The 15658-nt window shown below is 73.7% G+C and carries 18 protein-coding genes and 1 pseudogene; 8 read left to right on the top strand and 11 right to left on the bottom strand.

The window, feature by feature from the left end; all coding sequences use genetic code 11:
- On the top strand, positions 1 to 619 hold a 619-nt coding region (dapE, locus tag ABL57_RS12040), incomplete at its 5' end, for a succinyl-diaminopimelate desuccinylase (protein WP_047803718.1).
- Positions 620 to 628: 9 nt separating this feature from the next.
- Here dapE and ABL57_RS12035 read toward each other — a convergent pair.
- The 4 genes from ABL57_RS12035 to ABL57_RS12020 form a co-directional block, all read right to left on the bottom strand.
- Positions 629 to 1435, bottom strand: coding sequence for an amino acid ABC transporter permease (locus ABL57_RS12035; protein WP_047803722.1), 807 nt, complete (start codon positions 1433 to 1435; stop codon positions 629 to 631).
- The gene (locus ABL57_RS12030; protein WP_047803717.1) at positions 1435 to 2121 is read right to left on the bottom strand and encodes an amino acid ABC transporter permease; all 687 of its coding nucleotides are present in this window, start codon (positions 2119 to 2121) and stop codon (positions 1435 to 1437) included. Before ABL57_RS12030 ends, ABL57_RS12035 begins: the two co-directional genes overlap by 1 nt.
- Positions 2122 to 2248: 127 nt before the next feature.
- Complete coding sequence (locus ABL57_RS12025) at positions 2249 to 3097, bottom strand: glutamate ABC transporter substrate-binding protein (protein WP_047803716.1); 849 nt, start codon at positions 3095 to 3097, stop codon at positions 2249 to 2251.
- Positions 3098 to 3152: 55 nt separating this feature from the next.
- Complete coding sequence (locus tag ABL57_RS12020) at positions 3153 to 3872, bottom strand: amino acid ABC transporter ATP-binding protein (RefSeq protein WP_369821415.1); 720 nt, start codon at positions 3870 to 3872, stop codon at positions 3153 to 3155.
- Positions 3873 to 4088: 216 nt separating this feature from the next.
- Between ABL57_RS12020 and ABL57_RS22705 the strand changes: the two genes are divergently transcribed.
- The 3 genes from ABL57_RS22705 (at position 4089) to ABL57_RS21305 (ending at position 5856) form a co-directional block, all read left to right on the top strand.
- Positions 4089 to 4394: a DivIVA domain-containing protein gene (locus ABL57_RS22705; protein WP_047803714.1), complete on the top strand. Its 306-nt coding sequence runs from the start codon at positions 4089 to 4091 to the stop codon at positions 4392 to 4394.
- Positions 4391 to 5575 carry a hypothetical protein gene (locus tag ABL57_RS12010; RefSeq protein WP_238986046.1) on the top strand — a complete coding sequence of 395 codons (1185 nt, stop codon included), beginning with the start codon at positions 4391 to 4393 and terminating at the stop codon, positions 5573 to 5575. Before ABL57_RS22705 ends, ABL57_RS12010 begins: the two co-directional genes overlap by 4 nt.
- Before the next feature lie 113 nt (positions 5576 to 5688).
- The gene (locus ABL57_RS21305; protein ID WP_075872508.1) at positions 5689 to 5856 is read left to right on the top strand and encodes a DUF3117 domain-containing protein; all 168 of its coding nucleotides are present in this window, start codon (positions 5689 to 5691) and stop codon (positions 5854 to 5856) included.
- 113 nt (positions 5857 to 5969) lie between these two features.
- On the opposite strand, the gene ABL57_RS12005 is transcribed toward ABL57_RS21305, so the two are convergent.
- Positions 5970 to 6602 carry an O-methyltransferase gene (locus tag ABL57_RS12005; RefSeq protein WP_047803713.1) on the bottom strand — a complete coding sequence of 211 codons (633 nt, stop codon included), beginning with the start codon at positions 6600 to 6602 and terminating at the stop codon, positions 5970 to 5972.
- A 161-nt stretch (positions 6603 to 6763) separates the two neighbouring features.
- On the opposite strand from ABL57_RS12005, the gene ABL57_RS12000 reads away from it, so the two are divergent.
- Together ABL57_RS12000 and ABL57_RS11995 are read left to right on the top strand one after the other, a co-directional pair.
- Positions 6764 to 7450, top strand: coding sequence for a hypothetical protein (locus ABL57_RS12000; RefSeq protein WP_047803712.1), 687 nt, complete (start codon positions 6764 to 6766; stop codon positions 7448 to 7450).
- A 37-nt stretch (positions 7451 to 7487) separates the two neighbouring features.
- A complete protein-coding gene (locus ABL57_RS11995; protein WP_047803711.1) occupies positions 7488 to 7835 on the top strand; it encodes a preprotein translocase subunit TatA in 348 nt (115 codons plus the stop codon).
- Positions 7836 to 7897: 62 nt separating this feature from the next.
- On the opposite strand, the gene ABL57_RS11990 is transcribed toward ABL57_RS11995, so the two are convergent.
- The 3 genes from ABL57_RS11990 to ABL57_RS11980 are packed head-to-tail and all read right to left on the bottom strand — an operon-like array spanning position 7898 to position 10989.
- A complete protein-coding gene (locus ABL57_RS11990; RefSeq protein ID WP_082157416.1) occupies positions 7898 to 9085 on the bottom strand; it encodes an Mrp/NBP35 family ATP-binding protein in 1188 nt (395 codons plus the stop codon).
- Positions 9078 to 9695: a DUF1003 domain-containing protein gene (locus tag ABL57_RS11985; protein WP_047803710.1), complete on the bottom strand. Its 618-nt coding sequence runs from the start codon at positions 9693 to 9695 to the stop codon at positions 9078 to 9080. Before ABL57_RS11985 ends, ABL57_RS11990 begins: the two co-directional genes overlap by 8 nt.
- Positions 9688 to 10989, bottom strand: a complete 1302-nt coding sequence (locus tag ABL57_RS11980) for a magnesium transporter MgtE N-terminal domain-containing protein (RefSeq protein ID WP_047803709.1) — start codon at positions 10987 to 10989, stop codon at positions 9688 to 9690. The genes ABL57_RS11985 and ABL57_RS11980 overlap by 8 nt, the downstream gene beginning before the upstream one ends.
- Before the next feature lie 85 nt (positions 10990 to 11074).
- On the opposite strand from ABL57_RS11980, the gene ABL57_RS11975 reads away from it, so the two are divergent.
- The gene (locus ABL57_RS11975; RefSeq protein WP_053004935.1) at positions 11075 to 12007 is read left to right on the top strand and encodes a general stress protein; all 933 of its coding nucleotides are present in this window, start codon (positions 11075 to 11077) and stop codon (positions 12005 to 12007) included.
- Between the two features lie 75 nt (positions 12008 to 12082).
- Here ABL57_RS11975 and ABL57_RS11970 read toward each other — a convergent pair whose 3' ends face one another.
- On the bottom strand, positions 12083 to 13657 hold the full coding sequence (locus tag ABL57_RS11970; RefSeq protein ID WP_047803707.1) for an aminopeptidase P family protein: 1575 nt from the start codon (positions 13655 to 13657) through the stop codon (positions 12083 to 12085).
- Positions 13658 to 13739: 82 nt separating this feature from the next.
- On the opposite strand from ABL57_RS11970, the gene ABL57_RS11965 reads away from it, so the two are divergent.
- Positions 13740 to 14591 (top strand): PHP domain-containing protein, encoded by an 852-nt coding sequence (locus ABL57_RS11965; RefSeq protein ID WP_047803719.1) that lies wholly within the window; start codon positions 13740 to 13742, stop codon positions 14589 to 14591.
- Between the two features lie 10 nt (positions 14592 to 14601).
- On the opposite strand, the gene ABL57_RS11960 is transcribed toward ABL57_RS11965, so the two are convergent.
- Both ABL57_RS11960 and ABL57_RS22345 read right to left on the bottom strand, forming a co-directional pair.
- The gene (locus ABL57_RS11960; protein ID WP_047803706.1) at positions 14602 to 15459 is read right to left on the bottom strand and encodes a site-specific DNA-methyltransferase; all 858 of its coding nucleotides are present in this window, start codon (positions 15457 to 15459) and stop codon (positions 14602 to 14604) included.
- Positions 15456 to 15658, bottom strand: a pseudogene (locus ABL57_RS22345) (ATP-dependent helicase); the annotation flags it as partial. The gene ABL57_RS11960 and the pseudogene ABL57_RS22345, both read right to left, overlap by 4 nt.

Raw genomic sequence — 15658 nt, 5'->3', positions numbered from 1 at the left:
GGACTTCGCGGTGCTCCTCGAGCCCACGGACGGGACGGTGGAGGGCGGCTGCAACGGCACGATGCGCTTCCGGATCACCACCACCGGGCGCGCGGCCCACTCGGGGCGGTCCTGGATCGGGGAGAACGCCATCCACAAGCAGGCCGACGTCCTGGCCCGCCTGGCCGCCTACACCCCGCGGACGATCACCGTGGAGGGCCTCGACTACCGGGAGGGCCTCAACGCGACCGGGATCGGCGGCGGCGTGGCCGGCAACGTCGTCCCCGACACCGCCCACGTGGAGATCAACTACCGCTTCGCCCCGGACAAGACCCCGGAGCAGGCCGTCGCCCACGTCCGGGAGGTCTTCGCCGGCTACGAGCTGGAGTTCACCGACCTCTCGGCCGCGGCCCGCCCCGGCCTGGACCGCCCCGCCGCCGCGGCGTTCGTGGCCGCGGTGGGCCAGGAGCCCAAGCCGAAGTACGGCTGGACCGACGTGGCCCGCTTCTCCGCGATGGGCGTGCCGGCGGTGAACTTCGGTCCTGGCGACGCCCTGCTCGCGCACACCGACGACGAGCACGTGAGCGCCGAGGCCGTGCGGGAGTGCTACCGGGCCCTCGCCGCCTGGCTCACCGACTGAGCGGCAGGCTCAGACGGTGGCCTCCTCGGCGGCGAGGGGGCCCTCGGCCGGCTTGTTGATCAGCACGAAGACCAGGGCCACGACGAACAGCGTCTGGAGGATGTTGCCGTCCCCGGAGCCCAGGCGCCGCCCGCTGGCCAGCAGCTCCGGGTAGGTGATGATGTAGCCCAGGGCCGTGTCCTTGAGGATGACCACGAACTGGCTGACCAGCGAGGGCAGCATGGCCGTCAGCGCCTGGGGGAGCTCGATCAGGCGCAGCGAGCGGGCCGGGGTGAGCCCGATGACGAGCCCGGCCTCCCGCTGCCCCTTGGGCAGCTGGTGGACGCCGGAGCGGATCAGCTCGGCGATCACGGACCCGTTGTAGAACATCAGGCCGAGGACCACCGCCCAGAAGGGGACGTTGGACGGCTCGACCAGCCCGGCTCGGCCGATGCCCAGGTAGAAGAAGATCATCATCACGAGCACCGGGACGGCGCGGAAGAACTCCACGACCACGGTGGAGACCCACCGGACGGGACCGAGCTGGGAGAGCCGGCCGAGCCCGAAGACCAGGCCGAAGACGACGGAGAGCATGGTCACCGTCACGGACAGCCGGATGGTGTCCCACAGTCCCGGGAGCAGGAAGTTCTCCCACGTGCGGGCGGTCAGCAGGGGGCTCCACTTCGCGGCGTCGAGCTGGCCCTTCTCGGCCAGCTCGCTCAGCACGATCCAGGCGAGGGCCGCCGCGAGCAGCACGCCGAGCACGTTCAGCGCCGCGCTGATCCGCCGGCCGCGGGGTCCTTGGACGTCGAAGAGGACGTTCTGGGTCACGGCCATCAGCGCTTCACCGCCAGCTTCCGGGAGGCCCAGGTGGTGAGCAGGCCCACCGGGACCACGATGAGGACGAAGCCGAGGGCGACCACCAGGAAGATCGCGATGATCACGTCCGGGCGGAACTCGATCATGGTCTTCATGAGCGAGGAGATCTCGGTGACCGACGCGGCCGCGGCCACCGTCGTGTTCTTCGTCAGGGCGATCAGGGTGTTGCCGAGCGGCGTGACGGCCCCCCGCAACGCCTGCGGGAAGATGATCAGCCGGGCGGCGGGCAGGAAGGACAGGCCGATGGCCCGGGCCGCCTCGGCCTGGCCGACCGGGACGGTGTTGACCCCGGAGCGGATGGCCTCGCAGACGAAGGCCGCGTGGTAGAGGCTCAGGCCGATGACCGCCCAGTTGAAGAAGTTCTGGTTGAAGTCGCCGGAGAGGTTGATCCCCAGCTGGCTCCACACGCCGAGGACCAGGAAGACGAGGATGATGGTCAGCGGCGTGTTGCGGAACAGGTTCACGTACCCGGTGCCCAGCAGCCGCAGCGACGCGATGGGGGAGATGCGCATCAGCGCGATCAGCCCGCCGAGGACCGCCGAGCCGATCGCGGCCCAGAAGGTCAGCCGGAGGTTGACCCAGAAGGCGGCGAGGACGTCGTACTGCTCGAACAGGCTGGCGAAGTCGGCCAGGTAGTCGCTCACGGGAGCTCCCGGGGATCGGGGTGGTGCTGGGTCACGCGAGGGCCCTTCGTCGTGGATCGGTCGGTGTGCTGCGGGGGCGCAGGTCCCGTGGCCGGCCGGTCCGGCCACGGGACCTGCGCGTCCGGTGTCACTCGCCGCAGGGCTCCATCTCCGGCGGGTTGAGCTCCTCGTTGTACGAGTAGTCGGCCCCCTCCGTGTTGGCGGTGACCGCCTCCTCCCAGGCGCCCTCGTCGATCATCTTGGTGATGGCCTCGTTGACGGCCTCGCACTGGTCGGAGCCCTGGGGCAGGCCCACGCCGTAGCGCTCCTCGGAGAAGGTGTTGCCCACCACCTTGAACTTGCCCTGGTTGGCGTCGGTCGCGGCCAGGCCCGCGAGGATGATGTCGTCCGTGGTCACGGCGTCCACCTGGCCGGACTCCAGGGCGGTGAGGCAGTCGGCGTAGCCGGGCTGCTCGACGAGGTTGGCGCCGGGCTGGTCCTCCTTGACCCGCTGCGCGGAGGTCGAGCCCGTCACCGAGCACAGGTTCTTGCCCTCGAGGTCGGCGGGGCCCTGGATGCTGTTGTCCTCGGCGCGCACGAGCAGGTCCTGGCCGGCCACGAAGTAGGGGCCGGCGAAGTCCACGGTCTGGTCGCGCTCGTCGGTGATCGAGTAGGTCGCGAAGATCATGTCCACCTGGTCGTTGGCGAGCATGTTCTCGCGGTTGGCCGAGGGGGACTCCACCCACTCGATCTGGTCCTCCGAGTAGCCGAGCTCGTTGGCGACGTACGTCGCGACGTCGACGTCGAAGCCGGTGTACTCGTCGCCGTCCCGGAAGCCCAGGCCCGGCTGGTCGTACTTGATGCCGATCCGGACGGACTCGCCGGACCCGCCGGTCTCCCCGCCGCCGGCCTGCTCCTCCCCGCCGCCGCACGCGGTGAGGGTCAGGGCCGCGGCCGCGGCCATCGCGGCGAGTCCGAGGGGCTTGGTGTTGCGCATGGTCTGCTCCTTGCAGTCGGGGTGGTGGCGTTCGGTCGGAGGGACGGGTGGACGGTCAGTGGCCGAGGATCTTGCCCAGGAAGTCCTGGGCGCGGGCGGAGCGCGGATTGGTGAAGAACTCCTCGGGAGTGTTCTCCTCGACGATCTGCCCGTCGGCCATGAACACGACGCGGTCGGCGGCCTTGCGGGCGAAGCCCATCTCGTGGGTCACCACGATCATCGTCATGCCCTGCTTCGCCAGCGCGACCATGGTGTCGAGCACCTCGTTGATCATCTCGGGGTCCAGAGCGGAGGTCGGCTCGTCGAACAGCATGACCTTCGGCTCCATGGCCAGGGCGCGGGCGATCGCCACGCGCTGCTGCTGGCCCCCGGAGAGCTGGGCCGGCAGCTTCTCGGCCTGGTTCGCCACGCCCACCCGGGTCAGCAGCTCCATGGCCTGCTTCTTCGCCTCGCCCGCCGAGCGGCCGCGGACCTTGACCGGCCCGAGGGTCACGTTCTGCAGGACCGACTTGTGGGCGAAGAGGTTGAAGGACTGGAAGACCATGCCCACGTCCGCACGCAGCCGGGCGAGGGCCTTGCCCTCCTCGGGCAGCTGCTTGCCGTCGATGAGGATCTCGCCGTCGTCGATGCTCTCGAGCCGGTTGATCGCGCGGCACAGGGTCGACTTGCCGGACCCGGACGGGCCGATCACCACGACGACCTCGCCGCGGCGCACCTCCAGGTTGATGTCCCGGAGCACGTGGAGGTCCCCGAAGTGCTTGTTGACGTGCGACATGCGGACCAGGGCCTCGCCCGTGCCGGGCGCGGCGGCGGACGGTGCGGCGGCCGGCGGAGTGGCGTGTGACATACCGGAAAGATATCCCAGATTTCGTCCGTGTGATGGCGAACACGTTGCGGCCGCGTTAAATGCGTACCGATCCGTAGGAATGTTTCGCGCCCGGGCGGCCGCGCAGCTGCCGGGCGCCCGGAGGCCGGCGCATAGCCTGGTGCCATGACCGAAATCTTCGTGGTGCTGACCGGCCTGGTGCTGCTGCTGACCGTCGGGGGCGTCCTCCTGCTCGGCCGCGACCGGCTCTCCGCCTGGACCGCTCCCGCCCGGGACGGGATCCGGCCCGAGCGCGCCCCGGACGCCCCTCTCGTGCTGCCCGAGGTGCTGACGCGGGAGGACGTCGGGCGGATCGCCTTCTCCGTCCGGCGCCGCGGCTACGACCCCGGGGAGGTGCACGCCGTGCTCGACCGCCTCGCCCGGCAGCTGCCGGCCCGGGACCCCGGACCCGATCCGGCGCGGGGAGCGTGAGCTCCCGCCTGGCCGCCGCCCCCTGGTGGGCCCAGGCCGCGCTCGTCTGGGCGGCCTCCCGGGTGTGGGCGTGGGCCGTGTTCACCACGGTGGGGCGTCAGCAGGGCCCCGGCCCGTGGGGGGACGGCGCACTGGGCTACCTGGCGTTCACCGGCATCTGGGACTCGGACTGGTACGAGCGGATCGCCCGGGAGGGCTACCCGGGGTCCGTGCCGCGGGACGAGGCCGGGCGCGCCCAGGAGAACGCCTGGGCGTTCTACCCGGTCTTCCCGCTGCTCGTGCGGGCGGTGACGGGACTCACCGGCGCCGGCTGGGACGCCGCGGCCTCGGCGGTGTCCCTGGCGGCGGGATTCGGCGCGGCGCTGCTCGTCCACCGGCTCTTCCTCCGGTTCGCCGCCCCGGACACGGCCCTGTGGGGGCTGGCGTTCGTGGCGTTCAACCCGGTGGCCCCGGTGCTGCAGGTGCCCTACGCCGAGTCGCTGCACCTGGCGCTGCTGGCCGGGGCCCTGCTGCTGGTGTCCCGGGGCCGGCATCTCGCGGCGGCGCCGGTGGTGCTCGTCATGTGCCTGACCCGCCCCGCGGGGGTGCCCTTCGCGGCCGCCCTCGGGATCACCTGGCTCGTGCGGACCGTGGCCCGGCGCCGGGCCGGGCAGCTGCACCGGGCGGCCGACGCGTTCGACGGGCTGTTCGCCCTCGCGGTCCTGTCCTGCGCCGCCGCGCTGGCCTGGCCGGCGATCGCCTGGTGGGCCACCGGGGAGCCGACGGCGTACACGGAGACGGAGACGGCCTGGCGGGGCGGAGGACTGGTGCCGGTGGTCCCGTGGTTCGACACCGGGACGGACCTCTTCGGCCCGGTCGCCGGACTCGTCGCCCCGGTGCTGCTGGTGGCAGGCGGTGTCCTCGTGCTGCGCTCGCGGGTGGTGCGCGAGCGGCTGGACCTGCTCACCCGGGTGTGGCTGGCGAGCTACGCCGTGTACCTGCTGCTGTTCCTGCACCCGCAGACCAGCACCTTCCGGCTGCTGCTGCCGCTGTTCCCGCTCGCCCTGCCGCTGGCGGCGGTCTCGGACTCGCGCGCCTACCGGGTCGCGTGCGTGCTCTTCGGCGCCGTGCTCCAGCTGGTCTGGGTGGGCTGGCTGTGGCACTGGAAGCAGCTGCCCGGGGGCGGGGACTACCCGCCGTGAGCCGTTCCCGGGGCCGCGCCGACGCGCGCCGCCCCGGTCCCGTGCCGTCCGGGCCCACCGTGACGGCTCGGATAGGATGGGTGCAACACCAACTGAGGAAGAGGAGTTCCCACATGGCGGCCATGAAGCCGAGAACCGGTGACGGACCGATGGAGGTCACCAAGGAGGGGCGCAGCCTCATCATGCGCGTGCCGCTCGAGGGTGGCGGCCGGCTCGTGGTCGAGCTGAAGCCGGGCGAGGCCGCGGAGCTCAAGGAGTGCCTGGCCGGCGTGACCGAGTGACGTCCCGCCCGCGACAGCGGAGGGCCCGGCACCCCGTGGTGCCGGGCCCTCCGCCGTGCTGCGGTCCCGTCCTGTGCGGTTGCTGACGGGAGGCTCCGTCCCGGGGGCCCGCCTCAGCGGCGGACGGCGAGGAGCAGGCCCGAGCCGGTGGTCAGCAGCGCGGTGCTGAAGCGCTCGTCGTCCCGGAACAGCCGGTGCACGGCCCGCATGGTCCGGGTGTTCTCCTCGCGGTTGGCCGGCTGCGCCACCTTGTCCTGGTGCAGGGCGTCGTTGACCACCAGCATCCCGCCCGGCCGCAGCAGCCGCACCGCCTCCTCGGCGTAGCCCAGGGTCCCCTCGGAGTCCGCGTCGAGGAACACGAGGTCGTAGGCCCCGGCGCTGAGCCGGGGCATCACCAGGGAGGCGCGGCCGGGGATGGTGCGGGTCCGGCTCGTCGGCACCCCGGCCTCCCGGAACGTGTCCCGGGCCGCGCGCAGGGCCCGGATGTCGGTGTCGATGGTCGTCAGCACGGACGTGGCCGGCAGCCCGCGCAGCAGCGCGAGCCCGGAGACCCCCGCCCCCGTGCCCACCTCCACGACGGTGGCGGGCCGCGCCGACGCGGCGAGCACCGTCAGGGCGGCGGCCGTGCCCGGGGTGACCGGCGGGATGCGCAGGGCGAGGGACCGCTCCCGGGCGCGGTAGGCGAGCTCGTCCTCCACGGCGAACGCCTCGGCGTACGACCAGCTCGTCGTCTTGTCCGCGCCCATGTTCCGCCCTTCGTCGCTGTGGTCAATGCGCGTCATCCTACCGGCTGGGTCCCCGCGCCCGGCCATCGTCCAGTCCGCGTCCAGCTTGCCCGCCGATCATGGGACCGACGCCGCGCCCCGCGCCCGGCCCCGCCCACCAGCGCCCGCACGAAGGAGGCCCGATGCCCCGCCCGGACCGCCCCGGCCCGGTGCCGTCCCGTCCCCGCAGCAACGCGGTGCCGGTGGCCGCTGCGACCGTCAGCGCCGTGCTCACCCTGCTGCTGGGCTCGGGCTACGCGGTCGGGCGCACCGTCGTGGCGGAGTCCGCGGCGTCCACGGGCGCCGCGGAGCAGGCCCCGGTCTCGGCGTGGCACGGCACCGGCGGGGTCGTGCACGCGGACGAGGCGTCCGCGGACCGCTGGCGCGCGGAGGGCTGGACGCTGCCCACCCTCGCCTCGGACGGCTACCAGGTGCTCTCCATGGCCCGCGACACCCGTTCCGGCCACCCGGTCGTGGAGGTGCGGCTGCAGCGCGGGGAGGAGCTCGTCGTCGTGGTCGAGCAGCGCGGCCGGGTCGACCGGGGAAATCCCATGGACGGGATCACCGGGCTGCCCGTGAGCGCCGAGGGGCTCCGGCCCTCCCCGGTCGAGGGCGTCCCGCTCTGGCTCGACGCCGGTCCGCCGTGGCGGGTGGTGCTGGTGGGCGAGGACGTGGTGTACACCGTCACCGGGGGCAGCGGACCTTCCTCGATGGCCCGCACCGTCCACCACGTGCTGGCCGACGAGCTCAGCCGGGTGGCGGAGCCGGTCGCGAAGGACCCCGGCGTCGCCGAGACGGTGGCCGCCGGCCTGCGCAGGATCTTCGGCTGACCCGTCCGGCTCCTCCCGGCTGGTAAAATGTCATCCTGTGCTCGGCATCAACGGCGGCGAAGCGATCATCCTGGTGCTCCTTGCCCTGTTCATCATCGGGCCGGAGCGGCTGCCGGAGTACGCGGAGAAGCTCAAGGAGCTCGTCAAGGCGGCCAAGCGCTACGCCACCGGTGCCACGGAGGAGCTCAAGGAGACCCTGGGGCCCGAGATCGCCGACGTCGACTGGCGCCGGCTGGATCCCCGCCAGTACGACCCCCGCACCATCGTGCGCCAGGCGCTGCTGGAGGACGACGAGCCGGTCCGCCCCGCCCCGCAGCGCCCCCGGTCCTCGCTGACCCGGCTGGCCCCCGGGGAGCCCGCCCCCTTCGACACCGAGGCGACCTGAGCCGCCCGTCCCCGAGGACCGGGCGACGGTGACCGCCCGGTGGGAACCGGTCAGCGGCCCCGTCAGCGGGGGCCGAGGCCCAGCGGCCGGCCGGCCAGCCCGAGCGGCCGGGAGCCCAGCACGTCGGCCACCGAGCGCAGCGCCGCCGCCGCAGGGGAGTCCGGGGCCGACCACACCACCGGCCGGCCCGCGTCCCCGCCCTCCCGGAGGGCGACGTCGAGGGGCACGCCCCCGAGCAGCGGCACCTCGTAGCCGAGCCGGCGGGTCAGCGACTCCGCGATCCGGGCGCCGCCGCCGGCCCCGAAGAGCTCGAGCACGCTGCCGTCCGGCATGGGCATGCCGGCCATGTTCTCGACCACCCCGGCCACCGTCTGCCCGGTCTGCACGGCCAGCGCCCCGGAGCGCTCGGCGACCTCGACCGCGGCCTGCTGGGGGGTGGAGACGACCAGCACCTCGGCGGTGGGCAGCAGTTGGGCCACGGAGATCGCGACGTCCCCGGTGCCCGGCGGGAGGTCGAGGAAGAGGTGGTCCAGGTCCCCGAAGTGCACGTCCGTGAGGAACTGCTCGACCGCCCGGTGCAGCATCGGCCCGCGCCAGGCGACCGGCTGGTCCGGGTCCACGAACATCCCGATCGAGATGACCTTGAGCACCCCGGCGCGGCCGGTGTCCTGCCGGGCCGCCTCGGGGACCTCCACCACCGGGGGCAGGATCATGTCCCCCACCTGGGTGGGGGACCGGTCGATGCCCAGCAGGCCCGGGACGGAGAAGCCGTGGACGTCCGCGTCCACGATCCCCACGGACCGGCCCCGGGCGGCCAGCGCGGCGGCGAGGTTCACGGTGACGGTCGACTTGCCGACCCCGCCCTTGCCGCTGGTCACGGCGTGCACCCGGGTCAGGGAGGACGGGTCGTTGAAGGGCACGGTCCGGGTGTGGCCCACCCGCTCCTTGAGCGCGGAGCGCTGCTCGGGCGTCATCACCCCGACCTCCACGGTCACGGAGCGCACCCCCGCCACGGTCGAGACGGCCTCCCGGACGTCGTGCTCGATGGTCGAGCGCAGGGGGCAGCCGCTGATCGTCAGCAGCACGTGCACCGCGGCGCGGCCGGCGTCGTCGAGGGCGGCGGAGCGGATCATCCCGAGCTCGGTCACGGGCCGGCGCAGCTCCGGGTCGAGCACGCGGTCCAGCGCCGCACGGAGTGCGGGGTTCAGGGCCTCGGGGGCCAGGACGTCGTCGGCACGGGGGTCAGACACGCGGGATTCCTCTGGTCTCGGGGGCGGCGGGGCGGTCGAGGCTCCTGCTCCGGCGGCGGGGGCTCTTCCGCGGGTGGGCGGACGGCTCGTCGGCGTCCGGCGCCTCCTCCTGCGCCTCGAGGAGGTCCTCGAGCACCGAGCGCAGCTCGGAGCGCACGAAGTCGCGGGTGGCGACCTCGCGCAGCGCGATCCGCAGCGACGCGATCTCCCGGGTCAGGTACTCGGTGTCGGCGAGGTTCTGCTGCGCGCGGCGCCGGTCCTCCTCCTGGGTCACCCGGTCCCGGTCGTCCTGCCGGTTCTGCGCCAGCAGCAGCAGCGGCGCGGCGTAGGAGGCCTGCAGGGAGAGCATCAGCGTCAGCAGGGTGAAGTTCAGGGCCCGGGAGTCGAACTGCAGCTCCAGCGGGGCGAGGGTGTTCCAGCCCAGCCACACCGTCACCAGCACGGTCATCCAGAACAGGAACTGGGGCGTGCCCATGAAGCGGGCGAAGCCCTCCGTCCACTTGCCGAACGCGTCCGGGTTCGGCCGGAACCGGTCCAGCAGCCCGGGGCGGTGCTCCCGGGGCTGGTCCAGGGCGTTGACGCGGGCGCGCCGGGCCTCCCGCTCACTCATATCGCTTGCCCACCTTCCGGATCGGGGTGCCGTCGTCGGCGGTGCGCCAGTCCTCGGGCAGCAGGGCGTCGAGGACGTCGTCGATCGTGATCGCCCCGACCACCCGGTCGTGGTCGTTGACCACGGGGATGATGGTCAGGTCGTAGGTCGCCAGCTCGCGGGCGACGTCCTGCAGCGAGGCGAGGTCGGAGACCGGCTCGAGCGAGCGGTCGATGAGGTTGCCCACGGCCTCGGGCGGCGGGTAGCGCAGCAGCTTCTGGGTGTGCACCATGCCGAGGTACTTGCCGGTGGGCGTCTCCAGCGGCGGCCGGGAGACGATCACGGCCGCCGCGACCGCGGGGCTGAGCTCCTCCTGCCGGATGTGCGCGAGGGCCTCGGCGACCGTGGCCTCCGGCGGCAGGATGATCGGCACGGGGGTCATCAGCGAGCCGGCCGTGCCCTCCTCGTACTCCAGCAGGCGCCGGACGTCCTCGGCGTCCTCGGGCTGCATGAGGGCCAGCAGCTCCTCGGCCTGGGCGTCGGGCAGCTCGTTGAGCAGGTCGGCGGCGTCGTCGGGCTCCATCTCCTCGAGCACCGTGGCCGCGCGGTCCCGCGCCATGTTGGTGAGGATGTAGACCTGGTCCTCCTCCGGGAGCTCCTCGAGGACGTCGGCGAGCCGGTCGTCCTGCAGCTCGTGCGCGATCTCGAGCTTGCGCTTGGCCGACATGTCGTGGATCTCGTCGGCGAGGTCGGCGGGCTGCTGCTCCTCGTGGGTGGCGACCCACTGGGTGGCCGGCTGGTGGCCCGCGGCGGAGGGGTCCCCGGCGTCCTCCCAGTCGATGATCAGCGTCTCGTTGCGCCGGCGCATCAGGCCGCCGCCGGTGCCGGTGCGCCGGACGAAGAGCTGGGTGATCAGCCAGTCCCCGGTGTTGCGCTTGCGCTCCATGGCCATGTCCTCGATGGTGGCCTCACCGGAGCCGTCGCGCAGCACCACGGTGCGGTCGAAGACCTCGCCGATGGCCAGGGTCTCCGCGCCGCGCTGCTCGAAGCGGCGCAGGTTGACGAGCCCGGTGCTGATGATCTTCTCCGCGTCGATGCTGGTCACCCGGGTCATGGGCACGAACACGCGCTTCTTGCCGAGGACCTCCACCACGAGCCCCACCACGAGCGGGCGGCGGGAGGAGCGCCCGTACCGGGAGCTCCCGCGCATCAGCACGACGACATCGCGCAGCCGCCCCAGACGGTCCCCCAGGGGGTCGAACACGTCGAGGCCGATCAGGCGCGCGATGAAGATCTTGTCGATGTTGCTGCTCACCGTACAAGACTACCCATCGGCCCGAGGGGCCCGGTCCGGCCGGGGGAGGACCCGGAAGGAGCCGGGCATGGGGGAGAATGGGGCCATGAGCACGCCACGGTCCCTGCCCCCCGCCAGCCCCGCCGTCCGCGGCCTGCCCCGCGGGGAGGTGATCGGCCGCTACGGCACCTACGCCGACGCCCAGAAGGCCGTGGACCACCTCGCGGACGAGCAGTTCGAGGTGGACCGGATCGCGATCGTCGGCAACGACCTGAAGTCCGTGGAGCAGGTCACCGGCCGGCTGAGCTATCCGAAGGTCGCCGGCCAGGGCGCGCTCAACGGCATGGTCTTCGGCGCCTTCCTCGGGATGATCCTCTCCCTGCTCGGCGGCGGCGAGTGGGTGTCCTCCCTGCTGGTGTCGGTGCTGCTCGGCGGGGCGTTCTGGATGCTGCTGGCCACGGTGACCTACGCGATGCAGCGCGGCAAGCGGGACTTCACCTCCACCAACCAGATCGTCGCCACCTCCTACGACGTCGTGGCCGCCCCGGAGGTGGCCCAGCGCGCCCGGCAGGTGCTGCAGGGGCTGCGCGGGCTGCAGAGCCTGCCGCTCGGCGGGTCCTCCCGGCCCGGTCCCGCGCAGGCCCCCGCGCACGGCCAGGGGGGCCCCGTGCACGGCCAGGGGCCTGCACACGGCCAGCAGCCGCCGGGACCGGGGGCCCCGTGGCAGCGCCCGGCCTACGGCGCCCCGACCGGTCAGGGGGCCGGGCCCCAGACGCCCGGGCAGCAGGGCCCCGGGCAACAGGGCCCCGCGGGGCCTGCCCCCGGGCAGCGGCCCGAGGAGCCGGTGCCCGGGCGCTCCGCCGGGTTCGAGGACCTCCCCGACGGGCGGCCGCAGTACGGCATCCGTCTCCCGGCCGGGGAGCCGGCCCGCCGCGACGCCGGGCCGGCCGAGCACGGTGCCGCCCCGGAGAAGGGCCCGGAGGACGGCCCGGGTGAGCCGTCCGCCGGCGGGAGCACCTCGGCCGACGCCTCCCGCTGACGGGCGGGACGGCCCGCCCGTCAGGCGCGGCCTCCTGCGGGGCAGGCCCGTCCTCCCGCCGGTGGGCGGCGGCTCTCAGCTCGGGTCGACGCCCTCCCGGGCGTGCCACAGGCCCGTCATCCAGGCCTCCACCTCGTCCGGGGTGCGCGGCAGCCCCGAGGAGAGGTTGACGTTGCCGTCCTCGGTGATCAGGACGTCGTCCTCGATCCGCACGCCGATGCCCCGGTACTCCTCCGGCACGGCGAGGTCCTCGGCCTTGAAGTAGAGGCCGGGCTCGATCGTGAAGACCATCCCCGGCTCGATCACCCCGTCCACGTACAGCTCCCGCTTGGCCTGCGCGCAGTCGTGCACGTCCAGGCCCAGGTGGTGGCTGGTGCCGTGGGGCATCCAGCGCCGGTGGTGCTGGCCCTCCGCGGACAGCGAGACCTCCGCGGACACGGGGAGCAGCCCCCAGCTCTCCAGCCGGCGGGCGAGCACCTCCATGGCCGCGGCGTGCACGTCGCGGAAGCGGTTGCCCGGCACCGCCGCGTCGAAGGCGGCGTCGGCGGCGTCGAGGACCGCCTGGTAGATCCGCCGCTGGACGTCGGTGTAGCGCCCGTTCACCGGGAGGGTGCGGGTGATGTCGGCGGTGTAGAGCGAATCGGCCTCCACGCCCGCGTCCACCAGGATGAGCTCCCCGGGGATCACCCGGCCGGTGTTGCGGATCCAGTGCAGGACGGTGGCGTTGTTGCCGCACGCCGCGATGGTGTCGTAGCCGAGGTCGTTGCCCTCCGTCCGGGCGCGGGCGAAGAACGCGCCCTCGACCATGCGCTCGCCGCGGTGGCGGTGGCCGGCGGCGGCGGGGAGCACGTGGACGATGTCGGTGAAGCCGGCGATCGTCGCGTGCACGGCCTCGCGCAGCTGCTCGACCTCGTGCTCGTCCTTGACCAGGCGCAGCTCGGAGAGCGCCTCGGTGAGCTCGCCGTCGAGGGCGTCCGAGCTCTCCAGCTCCACCCCGGTGTTGATCCGCGAGGTGTCGACCAGGGCGTCGACGTTGAGGTCGACCTCGCGCACCAGGCGGATCCGCACCCCGCCCAGGGCCGCCGGCCCCGCGTTCTTGGTGATGGCGTCCTCGAGCCCGCCCAGGTCCCGGGTGCGCAGCCCGTAGGCGGTGCCCAGCTCCTCCAGGGTGGGGCGGGGCCCCACCCAGAACTCGCCGTTCTTGGCGTCCGCGTAGAACTCCTTGGAGTCGCGGCCGGCCATGGGGTGGAAGTACAGGGTGGCCTCGTGCCCGCCGCCGTCGTCGCCGCGGCCCTCCTCCACGGGCTCGAGCACCAGGACGGCGTCCGGCTCGTGGTCCACGCCCAGGCCCGTGAGGTGGGCGAAGGCGGAGTGCGGGCGGAAGCGGTAGTCCGTGTCGTTGGAGCGGACCTCCAGCGGCCCGGCGGGCAGCACGAGCCGCTCGCCCGGGAACCGCTCGGAGATCCGCCGGCGGCGCCGGGCCGCGAAGTCGGCCACCGGCTCCCGCCGGCTCCCGGCCGGCTCCGGGTCGGCCCACTGGGAGGCCATGAACTGCTGGAAGGCGGGGGAGTCCGGCCGCTGCGACCGGTTCTCGACCCGGTCGGAGAGCGGCTGGTCGGCGTGCTGGGGTGTGCTGCTGTGCTCTGTCATGGTTCCTTTCCTCGTCTCGTCCGTCTCATCGTGCCACGGCGGACCGCGGGCCGTCCCCGCCGGGACCGGTATCGTGGAGGGGGTGAAGATCGACCTGCACACCCACTCGGCGGAATCCGACGGCACGGAGCGTCCGGCGGACGTCGCCCGCGCCGCCCACGCGGCGGGGCTGGACGTGTTCGCGCTGACCGACCACGACACCACGTCCGGGTGGCAGGAGGCCGGGGACGCGGCGGTGGCCCTCGGGGTCGCGTTCGTGCCCGGCATGGAGATCTCCTGCACCACGGGCACCGGAATCTCCGTGCACCTGCTGAGCTATCTGCACGATCCCGCGGACCCCGCGCTGCTCGCCGAGGTCGAGTCCTCCCGCGGCTCCCGGCGCACCCGCGCCCAGCGCATGGTCGAGCTGCTCTCCGAGGACTACCCCATCGACTGGGACGTGGTCCTGGACCACGTCCACGAGGACGCCACGGTGGGCCGCCCGCACATCGCCGACGCCCTGGTCACCGCCGGGGTCGTGGAGGACCGCAGCGCCGCCTTCGCCTCGGTGCTGCACAGCCGCTCCCGCTACTACGTCCCGCACTACGCCCCGGACCCGGTGCGGGCGGTGCACCTGGTGCGCGCCGCCGGCGGGGTCCCGGTGTTCGCGCACCCGCTGGCGGCCGCCCGGGGCCGGGTGGTCGGCCCCGAGGTCTTCGAGGCCATGATCGACGCCGGCCTGGCCGGGCTGGAGGTCGCCCACCGGGACAACCCCGACGACGCCCGGGCGCGCCTGGTGCAGATGGCCTCCGAGCACGACCTGCTGGTGACGGGCTCGAGCGACTACCACGGCACCGGCAAGCCCAACCGCCTCGGGGAGAACCTGACGTCGGTGCAGTCGCTCGTGCGGATCGAGGAGCAGGCCACCTCCGGCGTGGTGGTCCGGTACCCCTGAGCCGGCCGGCTCAGCTGCGCACGGCGGCGTGCGGCAGGCGCTCGCGCATCACCTCGACCGCCTGCGGGTTGCGGTCCACGCACACGAACCGCCGGCCCAGCTGCTGGGCGGCGGCCCCGAGGGTCCCGGAGCCGGCGAAGAAGTCCAGCACCCAGTCCCCGCGCGCGGAGCTGGCCGCGACCATCCGCCGCACCAGGCCCACCGGTTTCTGGGTGGGGTAGCCGGTCTTCTCCCGCCCGGTGGGGGAGACGATGGTGTGCCACCACACGTCCGTGGGCAGCTTCCCCCGCTCCACCTTCTCGGGGGTCACCAGCCCCGGGGCCATGTAGGGCTCCCGGTCCACCTCGGTGCTGTCGAACAGGTAGCGCTCCGGGTCCTTGACGTAGACCAGGACGTTGTCGTGCTTGGCCGGCCACCGGCGGCGGGAGCGCCCGCCGTAGTCGTAGGCCCAGATGATCTCGTTGAGGAAGCACTCCCGACCGAAGATCGCGTCCAGCATGACCTTGGCGTAGTGCACCTCCCGGTAGTCCAGGTGCAGGTAGAGCGTCCCGTCGTCGGCCAGCACCCGCCACGCCTCCCGCAGCCGCGGCTCCAGGAAGCCCCAGTAGTCGGCGAACGCGTCGTCGTAGCTGCGCAGCGCGCCCAGCACCGTCGTGTACGAGCGCCCGGCGAAGCCGGTCCGGTCGCCCTCCCCGTCCGCCGCGGGGGTCATGCTGGCGGCGCGCCGGCGCTGGGTGCGGCCCGTGTTGAAGGGCGGGTCCACGTAGATCATGCGGAAGGCCCCGCCGGGCAGCCGCCGCAGGAGATCCAGGTTCTCCGCGGCGACCACCGCGTCGGGGCCCTCGGCGTCGAAGACGAAGGGGATCACTCGGCGGCGGTGCCGCTCTGCGCCCGCTGGGCCTCGCCGCCGCCCTGGCCGCCGCGGCGGCGCCGGCGCCGGCGGGTGGTGCCGTCGGAGGTGCGCTCCACCGAGGTCTCCCGGGCGGTCTCCCGGGCCTCCCCGCGCCGCTCGCCCGTTGCCGGGGCCGCCTCCCGGCGGCTCCGGCGCTCGCCGCGGTCATCGCCGC

It is taken from the genome of Kocuria sp. SM24M-10 (assembly GCF_001027955.1).
Taxonomy (GTDB): Bacteria; Actinomycetota; Actinomycetes; order Actinomycetales; family Micrococcaceae; genus Kocuria; species Kocuria oceani.
This window is presented reverse-complemented; position numbering and strand designations above follow the sequence as displayed.